General features: G+C 40.8%; 20 protein-coding genes, 2 tRNA genes and 1 rRNA gene. 9 read left to right on the plus strand and 14 right to left on the minus strand.

The window, feature by feature from the left end:
* The 7 genes from F957_RS20470 to F957_RS20440 form a co-directional block, all read right to left on the minus strand.
* Window positions 1-76, minus strand: a tRNA-Ala gene (locus F957_RS20470).
* A 55-nt stretch (window positions 77-131) separates the two neighbouring features.
* Window positions 132-208: transfer RNA gene (locus F957_RS20465), tRNA-Ile, on the minus strand.
* Window positions 209-267: 59 nt separating this feature from the next.
* A 16S ribosomal RNA gene (locus F957_RS20460) occupies window positions 268-1,805 on the minus strand.
* A 422-nt stretch (window positions 1,806-2,227) separates the two neighbouring features.
* Window positions 2,228-2,785: a peptidylprolyl isomerase gene (locus F957_RS20455; protein WP_016660063.1), complete on the minus strand. Its 558-nt coding sequence runs from the start codon at window positions 2,783-2,785 to the stop codon at window positions 2,228-2,230.
* 132 nt (window positions 2,786-2,917) lie between these two features.
* Window positions 2,918-3,988: an alpha/beta hydrolase gene (locus F957_RS20450; RefSeq protein WP_016543246.1), complete on the minus strand. Its 1,071-nt coding sequence runs from the start codon at window positions 3,986-3,988 to the stop codon at window positions 2,918-2,920.
* A 361-nt stretch (window positions 3,989-4,349) separates the two neighbouring features.
* Window positions 4,350-4,589, minus strand: a complete 240-nt coding sequence (locus tag F957_RS20445) for a hypothetical protein (RefSeq protein ID WP_016543245.1) — start codon at window positions 4,587-4,589, stop codon at window positions 4,350-4,352.
* A gap of 389 nt (window positions 4,590-4,978) precedes the next feature.
* Window positions 4,979-5,833: an MBL fold metallo-hydrolase gene (locus F957_RS20440; RefSeq protein WP_016543244.1), complete on the minus strand. Its 855-nt coding sequence runs from the start codon at window positions 5,831-5,833 to the stop codon at window positions 4,979-4,981.
* 107 nt (window positions 5,834-5,940) lie between these two features.
* Here F957_RS20440 and F957_RS20435 point away from each other — a divergent pair, with 107 nt between their 5' ends.
* The 3 genes from F957_RS20435 (at window position 5,941) to dnaK (ending at window position 9,634) form a co-directional block, all read left to right on the plus strand.
* Complete coding sequence (locus F957_RS20435) at window positions 5,941-6,834, plus strand: LysR family transcriptional regulator (protein ID WP_016660065.1); 894 nt, start codon at window positions 5,941-5,943, stop codon at window positions 6,832-6,834.
* 160 nt (window positions 6,835-6,994) lie between these two features.
* On the plus strand, window positions 6,995-7,540 hold the full coding sequence (gene grpE, locus F957_RS20430; protein WP_016543243.1) for a nucleotide exchange factor GrpE: 546 nt from the start codon (window positions 6,995-6,997) through the stop codon (window positions 7,538-7,540).
* 150 nt (window positions 7,541-7,690) lie between these two features.
* Complete coding sequence (gene dnaK, locus F957_RS20425) at window positions 7,691-9,634, plus strand: molecular chaperone DnaK (RefSeq protein WP_016543242.1); 1,944 nt, start codon at window positions 7,691-7,693, stop codon at window positions 9,632-9,634.
* 47 nt (window positions 9,635-9,681) lie between these two features.
* On the opposite strand, the gene F957_RS20420 is transcribed toward dnaK, so the two are convergent.
* The gene (locus F957_RS20420; RefSeq protein ID WP_016543241.1) at window positions 9,682-10,566 is read right to left on the minus strand and encodes an MBL fold metallo-hydrolase; all 885 of its coding nucleotides are present in this window, start codon (window positions 10,564-10,566) and stop codon (window positions 9,682-9,684) included.
* Between the two features lie 199 nt (window positions 10,567-10,765).
* Between F957_RS20420 and F957_RS20415 the strand changes: the two genes are divergently transcribed.
* The 5 genes from F957_RS20415 (at window position 10,766) to F957_RS20395 (ending at window position 15,178) form a co-directional block, all read left to right on the plus strand.
* Window positions 10,766-11,182: a hypothetical protein gene (locus tag F957_RS20415; RefSeq protein WP_016660066.1), complete on the plus strand. Its 417-nt coding sequence runs from the start codon at window positions 10,766-10,768 to the stop codon at window positions 11,180-11,182.
* Window positions 11,179-12,087, plus strand: coding sequence for a matrixin family metalloprotease (locus F957_RS20410; RefSeq protein WP_016543240.1), 909 nt, complete (start codon window positions 11,179-11,181; stop codon window positions 12,085-12,087). The genes F957_RS20415 and F957_RS20410 overlap by 4 nt, the downstream gene beginning before the upstream one ends.
* A 381-nt stretch (window positions 12,088-12,468) precedes the next feature.
* A complete protein-coding gene (locus F957_RS20405) occupies window positions 12,469-13,380 on the plus strand; it encodes a matrixin family metalloprotease (RefSeq protein ID WP_016543239.1) in 912 nt (303 codons plus the stop codon).
* A gap of 385 nt (window positions 13,381-13,765) precedes the next feature.
* Window positions 13,766-14,674, plus strand: coding sequence for a matrixin family metalloprotease (locus F957_RS20400; protein WP_016660067.1), 909 nt, complete (start codon window positions 13,766-13,768; stop codon window positions 14,672-14,674).
* A gap of 120 nt (window positions 14,675-14,794) precedes the next feature.
* Window positions 14,795-15,178, plus strand: coding sequence for a hypothetical protein (locus tag F957_RS20395; protein ID WP_167539957.1), 384 nt, complete (start codon window positions 14,795-14,797; stop codon window positions 15,176-15,178).
* A gap of 58 nt (window positions 15,179-15,236) precedes the next feature.
* On the opposite strand, the gene F957_RS20390 is transcribed toward F957_RS20395, so the two are convergent.
* The 5 genes from F957_RS20390 to purE form a co-directional block, all read right to left on the minus strand.
* Entirely contained in the window at window positions 15,237-16,532 is a 1,296-nt protein-coding gene (locus tag F957_RS20390) for a lytic murein transglycosylase (protein WP_016543237.1), read from the minus strand.
* A gap of 564 nt (window positions 16,533-17,096) precedes the next feature.
* Window positions 17,097-17,567 carry a fatty acid desaturase gene (locus F957_RS20385; protein WP_228129665.1) on the minus strand — a complete coding sequence of 157 codons (471 nt, stop codon included), beginning with the start codon at window positions 17,565-17,567 and terminating at the stop codon, window positions 17,097-17,099.
* 81 nt (window positions 17,568-17,648) lie between these two features.
* Window positions 17,649-18,068, minus strand: coding sequence for a fatty acid desaturase family protein (locus F957_RS20380; RefSeq protein ID WP_016543234.1), 420 nt, complete (start codon window positions 18,066-18,068; stop codon window positions 17,649-17,651).
* Between the two features lie 328 nt (window positions 18,069-18,396).
* On the minus strand, window positions 18,397-19,518 hold the full coding sequence (locus F957_RS20375) for a 5-(carboxyamino)imidazole ribonucleotide synthase (RefSeq protein ID WP_016543233.1): 1,122 nt from the start codon (window positions 19,516-19,518) through the stop codon (window positions 18,397-18,399).
* 68 nt (window positions 19,519-19,586) lie between these two features.
* Entirely contained in the window at window positions 19,587-20,102 is a 516-nt protein-coding gene (gene purE / locus F957_RS20370; RefSeq protein ID WP_004656816.1) for a 5-(carboxyamino)imidazole ribonucleotide mutase, read from the minus strand.
* Window positions 20,103-20,331: 229 nt separating this feature from the next.
* Between purE and F957_RS20365 the strand changes: the two genes are divergently transcribed.
* Entirely contained in the window at window positions 20,332-20,790 is a 459-nt protein-coding gene (locus F957_RS20365; RefSeq protein ID WP_016543232.1) for a hypothetical protein, read from the plus strand.
* A 64-nt stretch (window positions 20,791-20,854) separates the two neighbouring features.
* Here F957_RS20365 and F957_RS20360 read toward each other — a convergent pair whose 3' ends face one another.
* Window positions 20,855-21,205: a DMT family protein gene (locus F957_RS20360; RefSeq protein WP_016543231.1), complete on the minus strand. Its 351-nt coding sequence runs from the start codon at window positions 21,203-21,205 to the stop codon at window positions 20,855-20,857.
* Window positions 21,206-21,335: the final 130 nt, after the last annotated feature.

A 21,335-nucleotide genomic window follows, 5' to 3' on the forward strand; every position in this document is an offset into this window, starting at 1 on the left:
TGGTGGAGACTAGGAGAGTCGAACTCCTGACCTCCTGCGTGCAAAGCAGGCGCTCTACCAACTAAGCTAAGTCCCCAGCTTATCACTTAATGAACGACATATCTTTCAATCTAAGCTACTGCAATCAGATTTGGTGGGTCTGACAAGACTTGAACTTGTGACCCCACGCTTATCAAGCGTGTGCTCTAACCAACTGAGCTACAGACCCTCAGATACATCTTCGAAGAACAACTTGTTGTGGATTCTTACCAGTCACCAATCTTTCGTTAAGGAGGTGATCCAGCCGCAGGTTCCCCTACGGCTACCTTGTTACGACTTCACCCCAGTCATCGGCCACACCGTGGTAAGCGTCCTCCTTACGGTTAGACTACCTACTTCTGGTGCAACAAACTCCCATGGTGTGACGGGCGGTGTGTACAAGGCCCGGGAACGTATTCACCGCGGCATTCTGATCCGCGATTACTAGCGATTCCGACTTCATGGAGTCGAGTTGCAGACTCCAATCCGGACTACGATCGGCTTTTTGAGATTAGCATCCTATCGCTAGGTAGCAACCCTTTGTACCGACCATTGTAGCACGTGTGTAGCCCTGGTCGTAAGGGCCATGATGACTTGACGTCGTCCCCGCCTTCCTCCAGTTTGTCACTGGCAGTATCCTTAAAGTTCCCGACATTACTCGCTGGCAAATAAGGAAAAGGGTTGCGCTCGTTGCGGGACTTAACCCAACATCTCACGACACGAGCTGACGACAGCCATGCAGCACCTGTATGTAAGTTCCCGAAGGCACCAATCCATCTCTGGAAAGTTCTTACTATGTCAAGACCAGGTAAGGTTCTTCGCGTTGCATCGAATTAAACCACATGCTCCACCGCTTGTGCGGGCCCCCGTCAATTCATTTGAGTTTTAGTCTTGCGACCGTACTCCCCAGGCGGTCTACTTATCGCGTTAGCTGCGCCACTAAAGCCTCAAAGGCCCCAACGGCTAGTAGACATCGTTTACGGCATGGACTACCAGGGTATCTAATCCTGTTTGCTCCCCATGCTTTCGTACCTCAGCGTCAGTATTAGGCCAGATGGCTGCCTTCGCCATCGGTATTCCTCCAGATCTCTACGCATTTCACCGCTACACCTGGAATTCTACCATCCTCTCCCATACTCTAGCTTCCCAGTATCGAATGCAATTCCCAAGTTAAGCTCGGGGATTTCACATCCGACTTAAAAAGCCGCCTACGCACGCTTTACGCCCAGTAAATCCGATTAACGCTCGCACCCTCTGTATTACCGCGGCTGCTGGCACAGAGTTAGCCGGTGCTTATTCTGCGAGTAACGTCCACTATCCAGTAGTATTAGTACTAGTAGCCTCCTCCTCGCTTAAAGTGCTTTACAACCAAAAGGCCTTCTTCACACACGCGGCATGGCTGGATCAGGCTTCCGCCCATTGTCCAATATTCCCCACTGCTGCCTCCCGTAGGAGTCTGGGCCGTGTCTCAGTCCCAGTGTGGCGGATCATCCTCTCAGACCCGCTACAGATCGTCGCCTTGGTAGGCCTTTACCCCACCAACTAGCTAATCCGACTTAGGCTCATCATTTAGCGCAAGGTCCGAAGATCCCCTGCTTTCTCCCGTAGGACGTATGCGGTATTAGCATTCCTTTCGGAATGTTGTCCCCCACTAAATGGCAGATTCCTAAGCATTACTCACCCGTCCGCCGCTAGGTTAGGTAGCAAGCTACCCTTCCCCGCTCGACTTGCATGTGTTAAGCCTGCCGCCAGCGTTCAATCTGAGCCATGATCAAACTCTTCAGTTTAAAATCATTAGTAGCTTATGGCTACAAATCTTGGCTCATCAATTTTCTGACTAAAAATTCGCTCAAATAAACTTCGAGAAATTTCTACTCTTCAATCAATGAAATATTTTCGATTGATCAACTAGTAAAAATCCACACAAGTTGTTCTTCTATTCTCTTAATGATCTTTTCACCACCTCGTCAGTGGCAAATCAACGCAATAAACATTCAACAACTTAACCAGTAAAGCTAAGTTATTTTTGCTTCATCGCGTCGGGATGAGTGCATTATAGGAGATTTTTTTTAGTGTGCAAGTCTTTTTAAACCCTTGTTTTATCAAGTGTTCTTTTTTTACACATTAACATGTATAACAAAGCAGCATAATTCTCGTAAGCACATAAAATTAAAGCAGAAATATTTTATAGATATTTCTGCTTTGTTTTTTACTTAGTGTTCTTTATCTGTACGCTGATAATTTTAATCGGTTGTTTTGGTACATTTTGATGCATCCCGTAGTTTGCCGTTGGTACATTTACGATCTTATCGACAATATCCATCCCTTTGGTCACTTTACCAAATACGGCGTACCCTGCATCCATTGCTGACTTATTTAAAAAGTTATTATCCGCCACATTAATAAAGAATTGGCTGCTTGCAGAATTCGGATTACTGGTACGTGCCATTGCCAAAGTACCACGTGTGTTCTTCAAACCATTGCTTGACTCATTCACAATCGGTGCTTTGGTTGCCTTCTCGATCATGTTGGCATCTAAACCACCACCCTGCACCATAAAGCCAGAAATCACACGATGAAAGATCGTGCCTGTATAGAAGTTGCTTTTTACATAGCTTTCAAAGTTTTTTGCCGACACAGGTGCTTTATCATCAAAAAGTTCAATTTCGATGTTGCCCATACTGGTTTTCATATCAACCATGGTATTTGCAAATAAATGGCTGCTTGCCAAAATTAAACCTGTTGTCATGAACAACTTTTTCATCATTGCTTTTCTCGGCTTGATCATTGATTTGTTGTGAACGCTCATCTTAGTTTTGCTAATTCTATTTTGCTATTTCTATTTGTTATCTTTAAAACACAAACCGATGTTTCACGTGAAACATCGGCTCAGACTTTATTAACTATGTTTATCCCAAAATTTTCTAAAGTTTTTGGCAACTTCAATGGTATTGCGTTTAGCCTTACTAGAGACTGGCGTGAGGTTAATAAAGCCATGGGTCTGATCTGGGTAATCAACGTATTGTACTTTCACCCCGTTTTGTCTGAGCTTATGACTATAGATTGCACCCTCATCATGCAGCAGATCATGCCCGGCAGTAATCACATAGGCTGGTGCCAGCTTTCTAAGACTGCCATAGGTTGGTGAGATCAACGGATCATCGAGTGCAACATTGTGCTGTGTCGCATAGTAGTCAGTGACATAGTCTACATCTTTGCTGGTCAACACCAAGCCCTCTCCATAGGCATAGAACGAAGGATGGCGGCTTTTGAAATCAACCACGGGATAAATCAATAATTGTGCTTGAGGTGCATAGGCCTTACCCACAGCATGTTGCGCAACCGTGGTACTGATATTACCTCCTGCACTGTCCCCTGCAACCGCAATCCGGTTTTTATAAATTTTTAATTGACGGCGATTTTGATACACCCATGCCAAGGCATCTTCACATGATTTGATCAACAGTTGTGGCGATGCTTCTGGTGCAAGTGGATAATCAATACTTAAGACCTGTACTTTTGCATACTTGGCAATGAGTCGACAGGCTTCATCATGGGTATCCAAACCACCCACCACAAAACCACCACCATGATAGAACACAATCATCGGTAATTTTTTATTGGGTGCAGGATGATAATGTCTGGCAAATACCGTACCGCTTTGCAGTGGAAGACGGATATCTTCAACAGATTCTATTGAGGTTGGCTTGTTAATGATTGCCAACATTTGTGCATCAAACTGACGGCGAGATTCAATTGGGTCATCACCAATGAAGCCAATGCGCCCTTGTTTAATTTGGACAGCCATCAGACATTTGATAAAAGAATCTAAATCTGGATATTGGTGTGGATAAGCGAGAAGCTTGGCAAGAGACTCCTGTACGATTTTGGGGAGCTTATCAAGCGCTCGTGCAGCAGGGCCTTGTCCTTTGTCTAGAATGGTTTGAATTTTTTGAGGTAATGCTGTCACTTCTGTCCCCTTCTTCGCTCTGTCCATAATTCTTGTTGTCTTCGACTATATGCTTTTCTAAAGTCTTAGATCAAGTTCAAGATTTGAAAAATATGTCGTACGCTAAAGGGCTATTATCAAAAAGTCATTAACCATAGTGCTTATTCACAACTACTTTTTATGTCAATTAAATGCTGTTTTAACATGCGATTGTTAAAACAATAAAACTAGAACCAATGAATTCGTTCTAGTTTTATAGCACTAAAAAAGTGTCAGTTTTATGAATTCAGTTAACTTCGCGTGATGTATAGCAGTACATCAATAAGATTGCATGCGGCATCGTGTGTTCAATCTTATGCGAAGCCAACTTCATCCTAAAAAATTATTGAGCAGTCGTACCTGCTGAACCAGAAACTGAACCTGATACATCCGCAGAAGCGCCACCAGGTTGAACATCAACGGATGATCCACCTTGCACACCAACACCACCTTGTACGCCTGCCGGGCTTGCACCTGTTGTTTGAGCTGAGCCAGATGCATCTAAACCACCTTGAGTTGAGCAACCTACAGCTGTTAATGCAACACCTGCTACAACCGCAGAAATCAATGCTAACTTTTTCATTTCGTATTTCCTTTCATTATGACAAAAAGCAAAGTTGTCTTTGCGATGCCTATGATTCACAATTTTTTTCTTAGACGTGATGCGGATTAGTTGCAGTTTGTTATGTAAGCCGCTCTATTTTGCAATTTTTCTTAAATCAACTCTTTTCATATTTCACATATTAAGAAAAACATTCAAAATCTCTAAAGCATTAGAGTTAAAGTAATTTCACGGTTTTTAGTTTTATTTTTTCAGTTAAAAAGAGATTATCTTATTTTTTTATAATTCATAGAAACACCGTACAATCTGCTTAAAAGATTACAATTGGGTAATTTTGATTAAAAATAAATGTAGCAGCCATAAAAAAACCGTGACCTCTGATCACGGTTTTTCCATTTATTTAGCTTGGTTTAAGGCCATTGCATCTCCCCTTTTACCACTTTAGCCCCCAACTCTAAACTGCTTGACTCACCTAAAGTTGGATACTGTTTTTGCATAATTCCAATTAATTCAGCTGAATTTTTGCTGGCTTTTACCGCTTTTTCATACTGCTTTAAATAGTCAATCGAGAAGTTTACCGCATCAAGACCTTCGGCTGCGCCTACTTTCATATGTGCAGGCACCACCACTTGTGGATTTAAGGCTTTGATACTCTCTAAAGTCTGTACCACTTCTGCACGATCTTTGGCTGTTGGGGTATCCGCAGTCCACAGATGAATCCCCGAAGACACTGGAATACCACCGACAACTGCTTTGGCACTCGGAATCCATAAATAAGTCAGTTCTTTCTTACCTTTAATTTCGATATTTTCATTTTCTAATTTTAAGGTTTTAGCTGTATACGCTTGTGGAACAATAATCTTGCTCGGTGCATTGGCACCCATTTTTGGTCCCCAATACTGTACTTTCAGCGCTTGCGTATCCTGAATATGCTTCACCGTTTCAGGGGTCGCAATCACTTGCACATTCGGGAAGTACTGCTTAAATACGTCCAAACCAAAATAGAAGTCTGGATCGCCATAGCTGACAAAAATGGTTTTTAAGGTTTTACCGCTATCTAAGATATCGGCCGCAATACGCAATGCCTCTGATTTAGAGAATTGTGCATTCACCAATAACACTTCTTTATCGCCTTCAATTAAGGTCGAAGTCACACCAAAGTGTTCAGGTTGAGCCAGAAAGTTTTGGATTTTTAAGTCTTGTGCAAAAGCAGTTGATGTTGCCGCTAAAGTAGATAAAGCAATGATATAAGGTTTGGTATTCATCTTATCGTCTCCAATCTGATAAGGAACACTTTAAATTGCAATTATTGCTGAATAAACACCCTGAATTAAGATAAAATGTTGCATATCTTGCAACAATGATAATAAACATGGACACCTTAAAAGCCATCCAAGTCTTTGTCTGTATTGCACATCAAGGCAATCTCAGTAAAGCGGCCGAACATCTAGATTATTCTAAGGCCATGGTGTCACGCTATTTAGAACATCTCGAACAAACTTTTTCGACGCGGCTGTTTCAACGCAATACCCGTAAAGTTTCACTCACCCCTGCGGGTGAAAAAGCCTTGGTCTATTGTGAAAATATTTTACAGCAACAACAACTATTAGAAGGCTTAGCCGCGCCTGAACAGCACAGTGGTACGATTCGTTTCACCTGTGGCTTGTTTCTGTTCCAACTGGGTGTGAATGAATGTATTAAACAGTTTAAGAAACGCTACCCACAGATCCATTTCGATGTCTATTTAACTGAAAATACGGTCGACCTGATGGATGCCCATGTCGATCTGGCACTGCGTATTACCCAAAAAGTTGCTGAAGGGCTGATTGCCCGACCCGTCTGTCAAATCGAATCCATCTTTTGTGCACATCCCCACTATTTACAGGATCACACGCCCCTATCACATCCCAGTCAACTCATTCAACATGAATGCATTGCCCATCACACACATAACCAATACTGGACCCTATTTGATACAGATCAGCAACCGCAGAACTATCCATTAAATGTTACGTTTAAAAGCAATGATGTGATTGCGCTTTATCAAATGTGTCTTAAAGCCCAAGGGATTGCCATGTTGCCAACATTACTGGTGCGTAAGGATATTGCGCAACAGCGTTTGCAACAGGTATTTACAGATTTTGCTGCACCCGATCTGACCTTGTCCTTAGTCTATGCTTCTCGACAACATTTACCGAAAATCACCCAAGAATTTATTGCTTTTGTCATCGAAAACTTAAATTTTTACTTAAATCAGCAAAATTAAAAGATTTAAATCGACCTGAACGCTTGAATTTTGTCGGCTTGCCCATACTTCATCCCTATCTATGAATGACCAAGATGTGGCAGTTCGGGTTTAACCCTATGAGCATTCACGCCAAAAAGGACTGTACATGTTTAAGAACCTTTTTCAACGGAGATCATCAATGGCTAATGAGCACAATGAGCAAGCTCAAGACATTCAAAATGAGCAACAGACTGAACAAACTCAAGCTGAAGGTGTAGAGCAGGCAAACGAGCTTAGCGTTGAAGATTTACAAGCGCAAATCACCAAACTTGAAGAAAGCTTGAAATTAGAAAAAGCACGTACTGCCAATGCTGTTTATGAAGCGCAGAAGAGTGTCGAGCGTATTCAACGCGAATCTGAAAAGCACAAAGAGACCGTGCTAGAAAAATTTGCAAAAGAATTACTAGATTCTGTCGATAACCTTGAACGCGCAATTCAAGCGGCTGGCGAAGAAGAAACGCCTGTGCTTGAAGGTGTCAAGCTAACCCTGAAATCATTACTGACCACACTGGAAAAATTTGGCGTGCTTGAAGCGGATACCCAAAATGGCTTCAATGCTGATCTACACCAAGCAGTTGGGATCGATCCAAATGCCAAAGCCAACCAAATTGGCACTGTTTTACAGAAGGGTTATACCTTAAATGGTCGCCTACTCCGCCCAGCGATGGTGATGGTCGGTCAATAATCCAAGCAGCAAAGCGTTTATTTGCTCAAAAGTGCAGAAATTTGAGAGTTTTTTGATTTTTTTTCATAAAAATGCTTGAAAAATACCAATTGACTCTCATATCGAATAACAAGCAAAACATTGCAACAAAATTTTAGAGGAACACAATCAATGGCAAAAATTATTGGTATTGACTTAGGTACTACCAACTCATGTGTTGCTGTACTTGAAGGCGATAAAGTAAAAGTAATCGAAAACGCAGAAGGCGCACGTACAACTCCATCGATCATCGCATATAAAGATGGCGAGATCCTTGTGGGCCAAAGTGCGAAACGCCAAGCGGTAACCAACCCGAAAAACACATTATTCGCAATCAAGCGTTTAATTGGCCGTCGTTATGAAGATCAAGCGGTACAAAAAGATATCGGTCTTGTCCCTTATAAAATCATCAAAGCGGACAATGGCGATGCTTGGGTTGAAGTTAACGATAAGAAATTAGCACCGCAACAGATCTCTGCTGAAATCTTGAAAAAGATGAAGAAAACTGCAGAAGACTACTTAGGTGAAACCGTTACTGAAGCAGTGATTACTGTTCCTGCTTACTTTAACGATGCGCAACGTCAAGCAACTAAAGATGCAGGTAAAATTGCAGGTCTTGATGTTAAACGTATCATTAACGAACCAACTGCTGCGGCACTTGCGTTCGGTATGGACAAAAAAGAAGGCGATCGTAAAATCGCGGTTTACGACTTAGGTGGTGGTACATTCGACGTATCAATCATTGAAATCGCGGACCTTGATGGCGACCAACAAATCGAAGTGTTATCAACCAATGGTGATACTTTCCTTGGTGGTGAAGACTTTGATAACGCATTAATTGAATTCTTGGTTGAAGAGTTCAAGAAAGAACAAAGTGTGAACTTGAAAAATGATCCACTTGCGTTACAACGTTTGAAAGAAGCTGCTGAAAAAGCAAAAATCGAGCTTTCTTCATCGAATGCGACTGAAATCAACCTTCCATACATCACCGCTGATGCGACTGGTCCTAAACACTTAGTGATCAACGTAACACGTGCAAAACTTGAAGGTTTAGTTGCAGACTTGGTTGCTCGTACCATCGAGCCTTGCCGTATTGCGCTTAAAGATGCGGGTCTTTCAACGTCTGACATCTCTGACGTAATTTTGGTTGGTGGTCAGTCTCGTATGCCGCTTGTACAACAAAAAGTACAAGAATTCTTCGGTAAAGAGCCACGTAAAGACGTGAACCCTGACGAAGCCGTTGCAATCGGTGCAGCGATTCAAGGTGCGGTATTGTCTGGTGACAAAACTGACGTACTTTTATTAGACGTAACACCTTTAACTTTAGGTATCGAAACAATGGGCGGCGTATTGACTCCGATCATTGAGAAAAACACCACGATTCCTGCGAAGAAATCACAAGTGTTCTCTACTGCTGCTGACAACCAGCCTGCTGTAGACATTTCGGTTTACCAAGGTGAACGTAAAATGGCTCAACAAAACAAATTGTTGGGTAACTTCCAATTGGGCGATATCCCACCTGCTCCACGTGGTGTACCGCAAATTGAAGTATCATTCGACATCAACGCAGATGGTATCTTGAAAGTATCTGCAAAAGATAAGAGCACTGGTAAAGAGCAATCAATCCAGATCAAAGCAAACTCAGGTTTGTCTGATGCTGAAATCGATGCAATGATCAAAGATGCTGAAGCGAATGCTGAAGAAGACCGTAAGTTTGAAGAGTTAGCGAAAGCACGTAACGAAGCAGATGCGCTGGTTTCTAGCTCAACAAAAGCAGTAAAAGATCTTGGTGACAAAGTCACTGAAGATGAAAAAACTGCCATCACAACTGCGGTTTCTGAGCTTGAAGCAGCAACCAAAGAAAATGATGTTGAAGACATCAAAGCGAAAACTGAAGCTTTACAAAACATCTTGATGCCAATCACTCAACGTGCTTATGAACAAGCACAAGGTGCTGGCGGCGCAGAAGGTTTTGATCCAAATGCATTCCAAGGTGATGCTGCTGGTCAACAACAAAAAGCGGACGATGGCGTTGTAGATGCTGAGTTCACTGAAGTAAAAGATGACAAAAAATAATTTGTCTCTTTAAAAAGACCGCGCGAAAGCGCGGTTTTTTTTATATTTTAAGATGAATCATTTTGTTCAAAATAAAGTTCGCCCAAAATTGGCATAAACAAAGGTATCACGCCACACGCTTTAATTTCATCCAGAAACTCAGCAATATTCACCCCAGGTAATAACTGCGCTGGTGCATCAATGGGTGTCACCATGCTGTCCCAATGACATGGAATAATATATTTCGGCTTGAGTAGTCGGACTACATCTTTGACATAGTTTGGTCGATATTTACGTCCGATTGCACATAAACAGACAATATCAGCGTGTTTGCCCTGTAACTCTTGCTCAATAAAGTCAGCAGAGTCGATGTGAACAACACGCAGTTGACCTGTGTCAATCCACCAGTTCAAAACCAAACCATGCCGTAACTGATGAAATTTTGGTGGATACGGTGGTGGTTCGATCATATCTCCAGGCAACGGAATACGACCAAACAAGGCTTTGCCATGGATTGAAGGTAAGCCAATCACCTGCCAAGAACCACAGTGAATCACATCCCTTCCCTGCGTTGCATGCATCTGTTGCTCAGGCAAACCTGCGGAACGCCCATACATCACACTGGCTTGTGAGCCAATCAAGCGAGCGCCTGTTTGTTTGCACACTTCTGCGGCATCCAGAATATGGTCATAATGCGCATGTCCAATCAGTACCTCATCCGCATCAGGAATATAGTGTTTGACCAATGCTGGATCACTCAATAAAGGTTGAGTAAAGGTCTGCCAAAGATTTGGACGGCTAATAAAAGGATCAAGCACTAAGCTTCGATTAGAATCAGACAAGATAAACCCTGCGGTCCCCAGATATTTAATTTTTAGATTTTCTGCCTTTGCTGGTGCGGGTGAAACGGCCGCCCATGCAGCCTCAGGCGCTTTGAGTAAATATTTCAGCATGCATATTCCTTCGCACTATTTTTTTTATTGTCCATCAGAATAAATTGTCTCATCGACCATATGGCCAGTGTATGAATTAGCCCCATCGAAATACTAAACCTGAACCAAATCGATTTGAATACCACAATATTGGCTTAATACACATGAAATTATTTTCGGTATAATCCAAATATTAAAAATAATGATACCTAGATTAAAGATGAAAATAGATCCTGTCATTAGCAGAACCCAATTTAGATTCATGCTTATTTTTTCGCTGCTGTGTATTTTTACAGGCGCAATATTCGATGCATATGATGAAACGTCGATTGCAATTAACCAACTATTATTCACAGACCCTCAGAACTGGGAACTCATTCTTTCAGGTCTTTTAGCTATTGGTCTCTTTGTTATCGTGATCGGTTTACTTCTATTTAAAGAGTGGGCAAGAAAGCTATACGTTTATAGCTTCTTCCTGGGTCTACTCATTTATCTGTTACCAAGTTATTCTTGGACATTCATCTCTGGTTTTGGTGCTATTTTTTATGAGCTAGGCAATATTCTCTCTACACTGATCTGGGGAATTTTAGTACTACCTAGCCTCTACCAACCTCTATTTTCCAAAAATAACGAATGAAGCTCTTTCTCATTATTGCATTGCTACTCTTTATCTTCTGGTCGGGTTATCAAACCCGCCAACACCCTCAACTTAAATTTAACTCGCTGACAGATCGCATCGCTAATCCACTAGATACACGTCTGCGTTATCGTATTGCTGAAGTCGATCCTCGCTTTAAACTCAGTATTGAACAAGTCAAAGATATTAGCCAACAAGCAACTCAAATCTGGAAAGATGGTACAGGAGAAGATTATTTTATCTATGACCCCAATGCTCAACTCGCCATTCACCTGATTTATGATGAACGTCAAATCGAAAGTGAGCAACGCCGAGAACATTTAAGCCAACTCGCGTCGAATCAACAACATTGGCAAGAGAAAAAACAACAACTGGATCAGATCGAACAGGAAATTATACGGAGCAAGCAATTTCTGGATTTAAAACAACAACAGCTGAATCAGCAAATCCAGCACTATAATCAAGAACAACAAAATGCACGACAGCATCCAAGCGCATTTGCCAATTCGGACTATTTTCAGCAACGGCAGCGGGATCTAGAGCAAAATGTGCAAACCTTGCAGCAGGAAATTAATCAATATAATCAGAAAATTGCTCAACTCAATCAGCAAGTCGATGAACTCAATGCTTTAGACCAACAACTCAATGCCTCGGTGAACCAATATAAGCAGCGCTTTAAGCCACATTTATTTCATAAAGGTTTATTTAATGGTAAACAGATCTTTATTTATGAATTCGAATCTGAGGATGATCTACGTTTAACACTCGCCCACGAGTTCGGCCATGCATTGGGCTTAGCCCACGCCGAGGATGCTCAAGCCCTGATGTACCCAATCATGAAAGAACAAAATGCTGCTCATTTTCGCCTGACCCCAGCCGATCGTGCGCTATTCCTGACACGATAGGCTTTGTCTTCGCCAAGGTTGAATATCTCCTCAGGCACCCCCAAATTTCATGGACTATAAATGTCACAAACAAACAATTATTCACTGAAAAGTCAAAAACTTGCCGCTTTCAGAAAAATTTTACAAAAGTTAACAATAGGTCTCTTCGTTGCGTTTATTCCTGAAAATTTTTACATCTGTTAATTTAATTCATTGATATTTTTTGAGTTATGCTTAAAAAAACAACAAAAAGCACTATTTTTTATTGTGTAAATCATTCGATTCATTTTTTTATTTATTAGAAAAAAATCACACTTTTTCATTTTATTTATTAACTACATAGCATTTTGACGCTCGCAAAATAATGATCAAAAATAAGTTTTTATTTGGGGAGATTTCACAATGCGAGCCTATTCTCTAGCATTTTTGATCGCTTGTTTAAGCATGGGCATATCTCAATTCAGCAATGCACAAAGCAATACCCATTCACAGGATAAACACCAACACGCAAGCCCAAAAAAAATCGTGCATTATCGTATTGCAGAGATTGATCCACGCTTTAATTTAAATCAGCAACAAGTGCTTGAATTGACCCAACAAGCCGCCAAACTGTGGGAACAAGAAACAGGACAACAAAATTTCATTTATGACCCACAAGCCGAATTTAGCATTCATTTAGTCTTTGATGAGCGTCAACAACGCAGTACTGAGCGATTACAAGGCTTAGATCAACTGAAGCAACAGCAAAAGCAATGGGAAATCTTGAATCAACAATTGAAACAAGCAAAGGATGAAATCCAAAAAACGACCGCTTTAATTGCCACGAAACAGGCACAGCTCGCTGCTCAGTTCCAGCACTATAATGCAGAAGTACAGCGTTTCAATCAAAGTCGTTCCAGTTCAAAAGACTTGGTACAACAATTTTCACAAAGACAGCAAGCATTACAACAACAGTCTTTAGCACTACAACAGGAAGTTCAAGAACACAATCAACGTACGCAACAACTCAATCAACAGATCCAGAATTTAAATCAGAATAATCAACAACTGGTTGCGTCCGCAAGTCAATTTAATCAAGTGTTTCAACCCCACTTATTCCATAAAGGCCATTTCAACGGTAAACAGATTCTGATCTATGAATTTTCATCAATGAACGACCTCCGTTTCACACTGGCACACGAGTTTGGACATGCGCTTGGCTTAGAACATACCAATGATCCAAGCTCACTAATGTACCCTGTGATCCAAAAACAAAATCTACAGCAATTTGCACTCACCGATTCGGATAAAGACCTCGTAAAAGCCATTTATTAAATTGATTTCAGGAAAAACAGTTACAAGAATTAACATTAACTAGACTTTGAGTATAGTTTTTGTACAAACAAATAAATATTTTATGTGAAATAGAATGTATTTTTTGAAGCAGAAAAAAATATGTTTTCTAAATGTTTCGATAAATTTTTATCAATCAAGCCGATTTAAAATAAAAAATAAACAGTTGTTCTGATGTTATTTTTAGATCATTTAATAAACAAATCTTGTTTTTTTATCACGATTTTTTAGCTATATGTCTACAAATGTATTTTTATTCATTTTACGGAAATATCGTTAAAACTCATAAGGCGCATCCTTTTACATCAATTTGACTACTGTCTTTTTTCGCTTAAAATGTGACCTCTTTCATGTTTTATCTCCTATTATGCGTCTTTTATCTCTCCTTTTGGCTACATGTTTTAGCGTGCTAGCCCCAGTCACGGCTTTTGCTCAAATTTCCTCAACGGCCTCGACACAGCCACAAATTCGCTACAGCACAGAGCAACCTTTACGCTACCGTATCGCAGAACTTGATCCACGCTTAAATATTGATCAAGCACAAATGGTTGCCTTAAGTAAACAAGCAGCAGCAATTTGGGAAAAAAACACGGGGCAAAAATATTTTGTGTATGACCCTGAGGCTGAATTTGCAATCAATCTGGTGTTTGATCAACGTCAAATTCGTAGCATGAAACGTGCTGAAAGTTTAGGTCAACTTGAGCAGGAACAACAGAATTGGGTGAGTCGAAATGAGCAGCTACAAAAAGTTAATGCTGACTTAGCTGAAAGTAGTGCCCAACTTGAGCGTCAAAAGCAAGTTTATGAAAACCAAGCTCAGCAATATCAACAAGGTCTAGCGCAATATAAGGCAGACAGCAGCAATAAAGCACTGTTTATTGCCTTACAAAAACAGCAGCAGCAATTGCAGCAACAAGCTCAGAAGTTACAAGCCAAGATTACTGAATACAATCATAAAGTTCAGCAAAATCAGCAACAGGCTGAAAAATCAAAGCAGATTCATCAGCAATTAAGTGCTTCTGTGAATGAATTTAATGAAACCTTTAAGCCTGAAGTACTGCACAAAGGTCAATTTGATGGAAAACAGATTTTTATTTACGAGTTTTCTTCAATTGATGATCTACGTTTAACTTTAGCACATGAGTTTGGTCATGCTTTGGGGCTCAAGCACACCCGTGACCCTAAATCTTTAATGTATCCACGTATTAAAGATCAAGATGCCAAAGATTTTCAGTTAACAGATACAGATCTCAAGTTACTCGGTTTTTCAAATTAAAAGCAGATCAATCTCACAGAATAGGTCGATATAAGATGATCTGCTAAGCAATAACAAGAATGGGTCGATTGTTTTGATTTATTCATGTTATTGTGGTGTTAAAACATCATCTTAGCCTTAATGGAGATCAGCATGAGTTATTATCATATCTTAATTGAAGTGAACGACCACATCAGTACGATTGAACAAACTCGTGATGTCGAACTTTTGGATATTCAAGATATTAGCCCATATCTGCACTCTATTTTAATTCCTTATTTCAATGAGCAGGAAATTGAGCTTGAAGATGAAAATGTAGCATATGACGAGATACTGCATTTAGAAGTTAAACAGACGTTATTACCGATTGAACACTTGATTGAAGAAGAACAAAAACAATTACCCAGTGATACTGATGTCACCATTACCGCTTTTGAGATCTTCAATGATCGTGATTTAAGCCAAGATGTGACTGCGGTGATTTTTGATATTTTAGAGGCCGTGAAATTAGACGCAGCACCATAAAACTGAAAGATAAAAAAGGTCTGCATTAAGCAGACCTTTTTGTTTTATCGAAGCCACTTTATTGCATCATTTGCTTGGCCTGTTCCTGACGGAATGCACGTAAGATCTGCTGTCCTGCACGCCCCGTCTGGTTTAAACCGAGACGGCTCTGCTCTTGGCGAATGGCTTGACGACTTTTATCACCAATCAAACCATCAACAGCACCAATATCATAGCCACGCTGAACTAAGAACTGTTGAATTTCACGACGTTCAGCACGTGATGTACCTGCATCATCAGTTGGCCACGTGGTTAAAAATGGCGTACCACCACGTAAACGATCAGATAAATGCGCAATGGCTAAACCATAGCTCTCGGCTGCGTTATAGCTATAAATCGCATCAAAGTTTTTAAACACCAAGAACACTGGACCATTGGCCCCTGCTGGTGACATGAGTCCTGCCGGTGTGCTACCCGATAAATTGCCTTGAATCAATGCTGTCCCATCGGCACGGGTGACGCCTTGTGCAATCCAGCTATTCAATGGCTTTTTATTACGACGGCTTTCACCAGAGATGGACATACCTTGTGGAATTTTGACCTCAAAGCCCCATGGCATACCAGTTTGCCAGCCAGCTCGCTTTAAGAAATTTGCAGTCGAAGCCAAGGCATCGGTGGTGCTTGAAACCAAATCACGGCGGCCATCGCCATCAAAATCAACCGCTAAACGTTCATAGGTCGATGGCATAAATTGAGTATGACCAAAAGCCCCTGCCCATGAACCATACAATTGATCTTGGGTTAAATCACCACGTTGCAAAATCCGCATGGTGGCAAAAAACTCACCACGGAAATAACTTTGACGGCGACCTTCACAACTTAACGTACCGAGTGCTTGTAATAAAGGATATTTACCCGAAATATCACCATAATTACTTTCTACCCCCCAAACGGCAACTACTGTTTCTGCAGGTACACCATAGGCCTGTTCAACGCGGTTTAAGACTGCACGGTGTTGGGTGAGTTTTTGCTGCCCAGCCTGTACGCGTTCGTTATCCACAAGGCCCGACAAATAATCCCAAATTGGTGTCGAAAATTCAGGTTGATAATTCAGACGATCAATCACCGAATAATCTGGGCTTAAATTTTGGGTATAACGATCATAGCTTGCGCCCGATACACCCGATGCAATCGCCTGTGAACGTAAATTGGCAATACAGCCCTGAAAGTTCGAATTTGGCGTATAATTACTACTAACAGCAGCAGCTGTGGTCGGTGTCGAAACCGTTTCACCGTTAATCACAAGCTCAGCATGCGCCTGATTAAAAAAAGTAAATAAGGCAGTGCCTAGAAAAAAAGAAAAATGACGTTTCATGACTGAACCAAAACTTTTGAATTTAAATTTCCTTTCCACCTTAACATGCTCGATCAAGATGTATAGTTTGGAAACGTAACTTTAAATTCATTTTTGGGTTTTAAATTTAAAATACGCTTTTTAAATTCATAATTTCACCTTTGTTTTAAATTTAAAAGTTATCAACACCCCTTATTTAAATTCAAAAAACATAACCACCAAACCACCCCTTTTAAATTTAAAAAAGTTATCCACTTTTAAATTCATTTCACCCCTAAAATCCAATCAAACACAGGATAGAACATCGAACCAACGCAATCCAAAGCACTTAAATCATGAAAACAATAGATATCCACACGCCATTGATTTAAATTTAAAACCCAGGATTACTTTTGAATTTAAAAACACATAACCACAGTCAGGCTGGTTTTAAATTCAAACCACCCACCTGATTTTAAATTCAAAATCCACAACCAAGTTATCCACAGAAAACCACCACATGTTTTTTAAATTCAAAACCATCGCACATAAAAAAAAGCTTAATGAAGTCAACTCCACCAAGCTTTTTTTCGACACTGCCTACAACTAACGAATCAAACTCAATACAGGACATTTAAAAGGCGCCTTAGTCCCTTTACCCTGTATTGCCCTATAAGTCAGTGCTTTTAAATTATGACGATGTGGTAAATTTTCAGGCAACACAATATCCCAAACCAAGCCCAAATTATTTAAAGCATTTAAAGCCCACCAACCCGGATCAGGCTGATTCTCATAGATTCCTAAAATTGCTGATTCAGGATAAGCATGATGGTTGTTATGCCACGATTCACCCATGGTAATATACGAAGCCCATTTCACATTATGCCCTTGAACAGCAGCATCCATCACCTCATTGTCCATTTCCCCATGATTATGAGCAAAATAACCAATCAACCAATGTCCTATCACAGAAACAACGATACGCGCGGAAATTCCCCAAATCACCCATGCAAAACCACCACAAATAAACAAAAGAATTGCCAATGGCAGCTGTTGCAGCATCCACGTTCTTTCCATAAATTGATAAACCCAATTATCCTTCAAATGAGATTCAGGTTTAAACACAGGTGGGTGCTTTAATCTAAGGTCACAATGTAATTACCACCAACCATCCTTCATCATATTTTCACCATGACGCAAATAAGAATGGCATTGCTTTTGTCTTTGCGCCCAGTCTCTTAAATCATGGGTGTGTACCATCCCAAATGGCCCAGCCAAGCCAACCAGCACCCCCAGATGAACCAAAAAATATTCTAGCCATTTTGGGCACTTATAGCTGTGATGAATCAATTTACGATGCATTCCCAAAGAATGCCCAAAACACAAAGTAAAAGCTGTCGTTAATATAAATACCAACAGTGCATCGAAAGAAAATGTCAGCGCACCACCAATCAATGCAATCGCCAAATGACTAAACACCCATAAAGATTTTAAAGGTGACCACCGCACCTCACCATCAATCGCATTGGTTAAACGACTCTGCATTTTTATTCGAGCAATTTCAATTTTTTCGGACATCAGCCCCCCCCCCACAGGCTTAGCCAATTTTTTTATTCAGAATCTTTTTATCTATTTGTTATAACGATTATTCCAAAGCAAGTAAATCACTGTTTTCTTTTTATACAATCTCAAATAAAACAACTCAACGCAGCTTATTCTCAGCAAATAAATTTAAAGTCATTCAATATATTTTGAATTCAAATAACCCCCTTGTTTTAAATTCAAAATCCACAATTAAGTTATCCACACCCCATTTATCAGTTTTTAAATTTAAAAGTTTAAATTTAAAATCAACCTGCAATAAAAAAGCGATCCGAAGATCGCTTTTTAGGAATTGTGGATAAGTTTAGAGCGTCATTTCTGCGGTTAGTGCCAATGGGACAGGTAAAATCTGAGCCAATTGACGACATAAATCCGTTAAATCATCCGTATTATTTGGCATCAAGGTAATATGACCCAGCTTACGACCTGTACGCTCAGACTTATTATAGAGGTGTAAATGTGCGCCATTTAGCGCCAAAACATCCTCAGAATTGGGATGTTGACCAATAATATTGATCATCACTGTAGGACGAATGACTTCTGTAGAACCTAATGGCAAGCCTGCAACTGCACGAATATGGTTTTCAAACTGCGAGCAAATTGCACCTTCAATCGACCAATGACCCGAGTTATGTACACGACATGCCATTTCATTGGCATATAAACCTTGTTCAGTGACAAACAATTCAAGCGTCAACACACCGACATAATTTAAGTGGTTTAACAAACGGGTAATATAGTCCTGTGCCACAGGCTGCAAATCGACACTATTCGGTGCAGGTACAATTGAATGCGACAGAATACCGTTATGGTGGTGATTTTCGGCCAATGCCCAAGTTTTCACATCACCATTTTGACCACGTACTGCAATGATCGAAACTTCACGGCTGAATTTGACAAAACTTTCCGCGATCAAGCTTTTCGCAGGACCGAGTTCAGCCCAAGCTGTCTCGATTTGATCTTGCGTACGTAATACGAATTGGCCCTTACCATCATAACCACCTGTTACGGTTTTTAAGACGATGGGTAAGCCTAATTCCGTCACCGCTTGTTTTAAGCTGTCCAAGCTATCCACAGCACGATACGGCGCAACTGGGATACCCAGTTCGTCAAACAAACTTTTTTCTGCCAAGCGATTTTGTGCGGTCGCCAAAGCAAGGCGAGGTGGGTACAAGGTTTTGCTTTGCGTCAACACATCTACATCTGCAACAGGCGTATTTTCAAATTCAAGGCTAAACACATCCGCACTGGCAATAAAATCGTGCAAGCCTTGCGGGTTTTGGCTAGAAAATACAGGACCTAAAATTGCAGCAGGGCAATCCGTTTCTGCTTCAAAAAAAGTACATTGAATATTCAGTGGTAAGGCTGCTTGCGCCATCATGCGACCAAGCTGTCCACCACCAAAAATACCGATGGTTTTATTCATATCTATAACTCTTTTGCTCAGACAAAGTCTTCGCCTTACATTCGGGCAAAGCGTTGCTTTGCTTATCCTCATTCATGACCAGGGATATTATTATTCGACACTTTTTCAGTTTGTGCGGTACGGAAGTCCGCTACATTTTTTGCAATGTCTGGGCGGGTTAAACCTAAAATCTGCGCCGCCATAATCGCTGCATTGGTTGCGCCAGCCTGACCAATGGCCAAAGTACCGACTGCAATACCTGCTGGCATTTGTACAATCGAAAGCAATGAATCTACACCATTTAAAATTGAAGACTTTACAGGCACGCCAAGCACAGGTAAATCAGTTTTCGCTGCACACATACCCGGTAAATGTGCTGCACCGCCGGCACCTGCAATAATCACTTGAATACCACGATCACGTGCAGTTTCCGCATATTCAAACAAACGGTCTGGGGTACGGTGTGCAGAAACAACTTCCGCTTCAAATGGGACACCAAGCTGTTTAAGCATATTGGCAGTATGTTCGAGAGTTGCCCAATCTGATTGAGAACCCATGATAATTCCAACAAGTGGTTGAGCGTCTTGTGCTGCGGCCGCATTCATTGCTAATGTTCCAGAGACAAAAATTAAAGAAGATAAATCTCGACGAGAGCCAAGCTTTAGAGGATTCAGAACCCGATTATTATAGACTGATTTTTCATCTCACGAAAATTTAACTGAACGACTGCAACTATATTTTTTAGGAAAAAATGAAATAAAGTGTGCTAACAATGACATAGCGCTATATTTCAATAATAATAGGGGAGCTTAAAAATCAACAAGAGCATTAATAATGAAAAAACGGCTAAGCCTATTGGCAATCACACTTTTCACGGCATACAGCAATGCCGCTTTAGTGAATTTAAATCTCGATGAGTTTCAAAAAACCTTTAAATCGTTAAATAAAGCACAGGGCTATAATGGCGAAATTAACAGTGACGCACTCACGGGTAAAGCCTATGAGAAATTCATTGTCACCGGTTCATCACATACCGATGAAAGAGAACCTGTATTGATGACAGGGTATTATATGAACCCGACTGAGCTCGGTACGCTTTATTCAATTACACAATATCGTGTGTACTGTGACGATGAGACCTATAGCTATGCCTTGTCTAATTTTGAACCCAATGGTGCATTGTCCACAACAACAATGGACAGTGACTATGGCTTTGAATATGAAAATCCTTCGGCAAGAGATCAAAAGTTTAGCAAAATTTTAAAAAATGCCTGTAAGCACCCAGCCAAATAGAGCTGAATGCGTATCTCACAATGGTGAAGGGCTTCAGACCATGTTTGATCCGAGCCATTGTGATTTACTGATTTCTAAAAACGAAATAGACACACCCCATTAAACACAGCATCGCCCAGACATAATCCAGTTTGAAGGGTTGTTTAAATAGAAAAATCATAAAAGGCACAAATACCAATAAAGTCACCACTTCTTGGGTAATCTTCATTTCGCCCAGACTCCAGCCATGCTGGTTGAGCAATTTGGTGGCAGGAATCATAAAACTGTATTCCAACAGTGCAATACACCAGCTAAATAAGATGGCCTGCCAGAGCGGTGCATCATGCAAAATCTTTAGATGCCCATACCATGCCAAGGTCATAAAACAGTTAGAAATAATCAACAAACATAGCGCTAAAAGTGTCGGGCTCAACATCGTGTTCTTTTATCCAAATCAGGGTTGAACAATAGGGAATAGCATGCCAGTAAAATCGTTGAAATATTAGCATCTATCCGCATCATTATAAGTAAACAACAACAACGAATTTTGACTATCTTTTCCATGC

It is taken from the genome of Acinetobacter gyllenbergii CIP 110306 = MTCC 11365, assembly GCF_000413855.1.
GTDB lineage: Bacteria > Pseudomonadota > Gammaproteobacteria > Pseudomonadales > Moraxellaceae > Acinetobacter > Acinetobacter gyllenbergii.

Coding starts and splice junctions, on each gene's coding strand:
- F957_RS20455 (WP_016660063.1), bottom strand. CDS start 2,785: ATGATGAAAAAGTTGTTCATGACAACAGGTTTAATTTTGGCAAGCAGC.
- F957_RS20445 (WP_016543245.1), bottom strand. CDS start 4,589: ATGAAAAAGTTAGCATTGATTTCTGCGGTTGTAGCAGGTGTTGCATTA.
- F957_RS20440 (WP_016543244.1), bottom strand. CDS start 5,833: ATGAATACCAAACCTTATATCATTGCTTTATCTACTTTAGCGGCAACA.
- F957_RS20435 (WP_016660065.1), top strand. CDS start 5,941: ATGGACACCTTAAAAGCCATCCAAGTCTTTGTCTGTATTGCACATCAA.
- grpE (WP_016543243.1), top strand. CDS start 6,995: ATGGCTAATGAGCACAATGAGCAAGCTCAAGACATTCAAAATGAGCAA.
- dnaK (WP_016543242.1), top strand. CDS start 7,691: ATGGCAAAAATTATTGGTATTGACTTAGGTACTACCAACTCATGTGTT.
- F957_RS20420 (WP_016543241.1), bottom strand. CDS start 10,566: ATGCTGAAATATTTACTCAAAGCGCCTGAGGCTGCATGGGCGGCCGTT.
- F957_RS20415 (WP_016660066.1), top strand. CDS start 10,766: ATGAAAATAGATCCTGTCATTAGCAGAACCCAATTTAGATTCATGCTT.
- F957_RS20410 (WP_016543240.1), top strand. CDS start 11,179: ATGAAGCTCTTTCTCATTATTGCATTGCTACTCTTTATCTTCTGGTCG.
- F957_RS20405 (WP_016543239.1), top strand. CDS start 12,469: ATGCGAGCCTATTCTCTAGCATTTTTGATCGCTTGTTTAAGCATGGGC.
- F957_RS20400 (WP_016660067.1), top strand. CDS start 13,766: ATGCGTCTTTTATCTCTCCTTTTGGCTACATGTTTTAGCGTGCTAGCC.
- F957_RS20395 (WP_167539957.1), top strand. CDS start 14,795: ATGGAGATCAGCATGAGTTATTATCATATCTTAATTGAAGTGAACGAC.
- F957_RS20390 (WP_016543237.1), bottom strand. CDS start 16,532: ATGAAACGTCATTTTTCTTTTTTTCTAGGCACTGCCTTATTTACTTTT.
- F957_RS20385 (WP_228129665.1), bottom strand. CDS start 17,567: ATGGAAAGAACGTGGATGCTGCAACAGCTGCCATTGGCAATTCTTTTG.
- F957_RS20380 (WP_016543234.1), bottom strand. CDS start 18,068: ATGTCCGAAAAAATTGAAATTGCTCGAATAAAAATGCAGAGTCGTTTA.
- F957_RS20375 (WP_016543233.1), bottom strand. CDS start 19,518: ATGAATAAAACCATCGGTATTTTTGGTGGTGGACAGCTTGGTCGCATG.
- purE (WP_004656816.1), bottom strand. CDS start 20,102: ATGAATGCGGCCGCAGCACAAGACGCTCAACCACTTGTTGGAATTATC.
- F957_RS20365 (WP_016543232.1), top strand. CDS start 20,332: ATGAAAAAACGGCTAAGCCTATTGGCAATCACACTTTTCACGGCATAC.
- F957_RS20360 (WP_016543231.1), bottom strand. CDS start 21,205: ATGTTGAGCCCGACACTTTTAGCGCTATGTTTGTTGATTATTTCTAAC.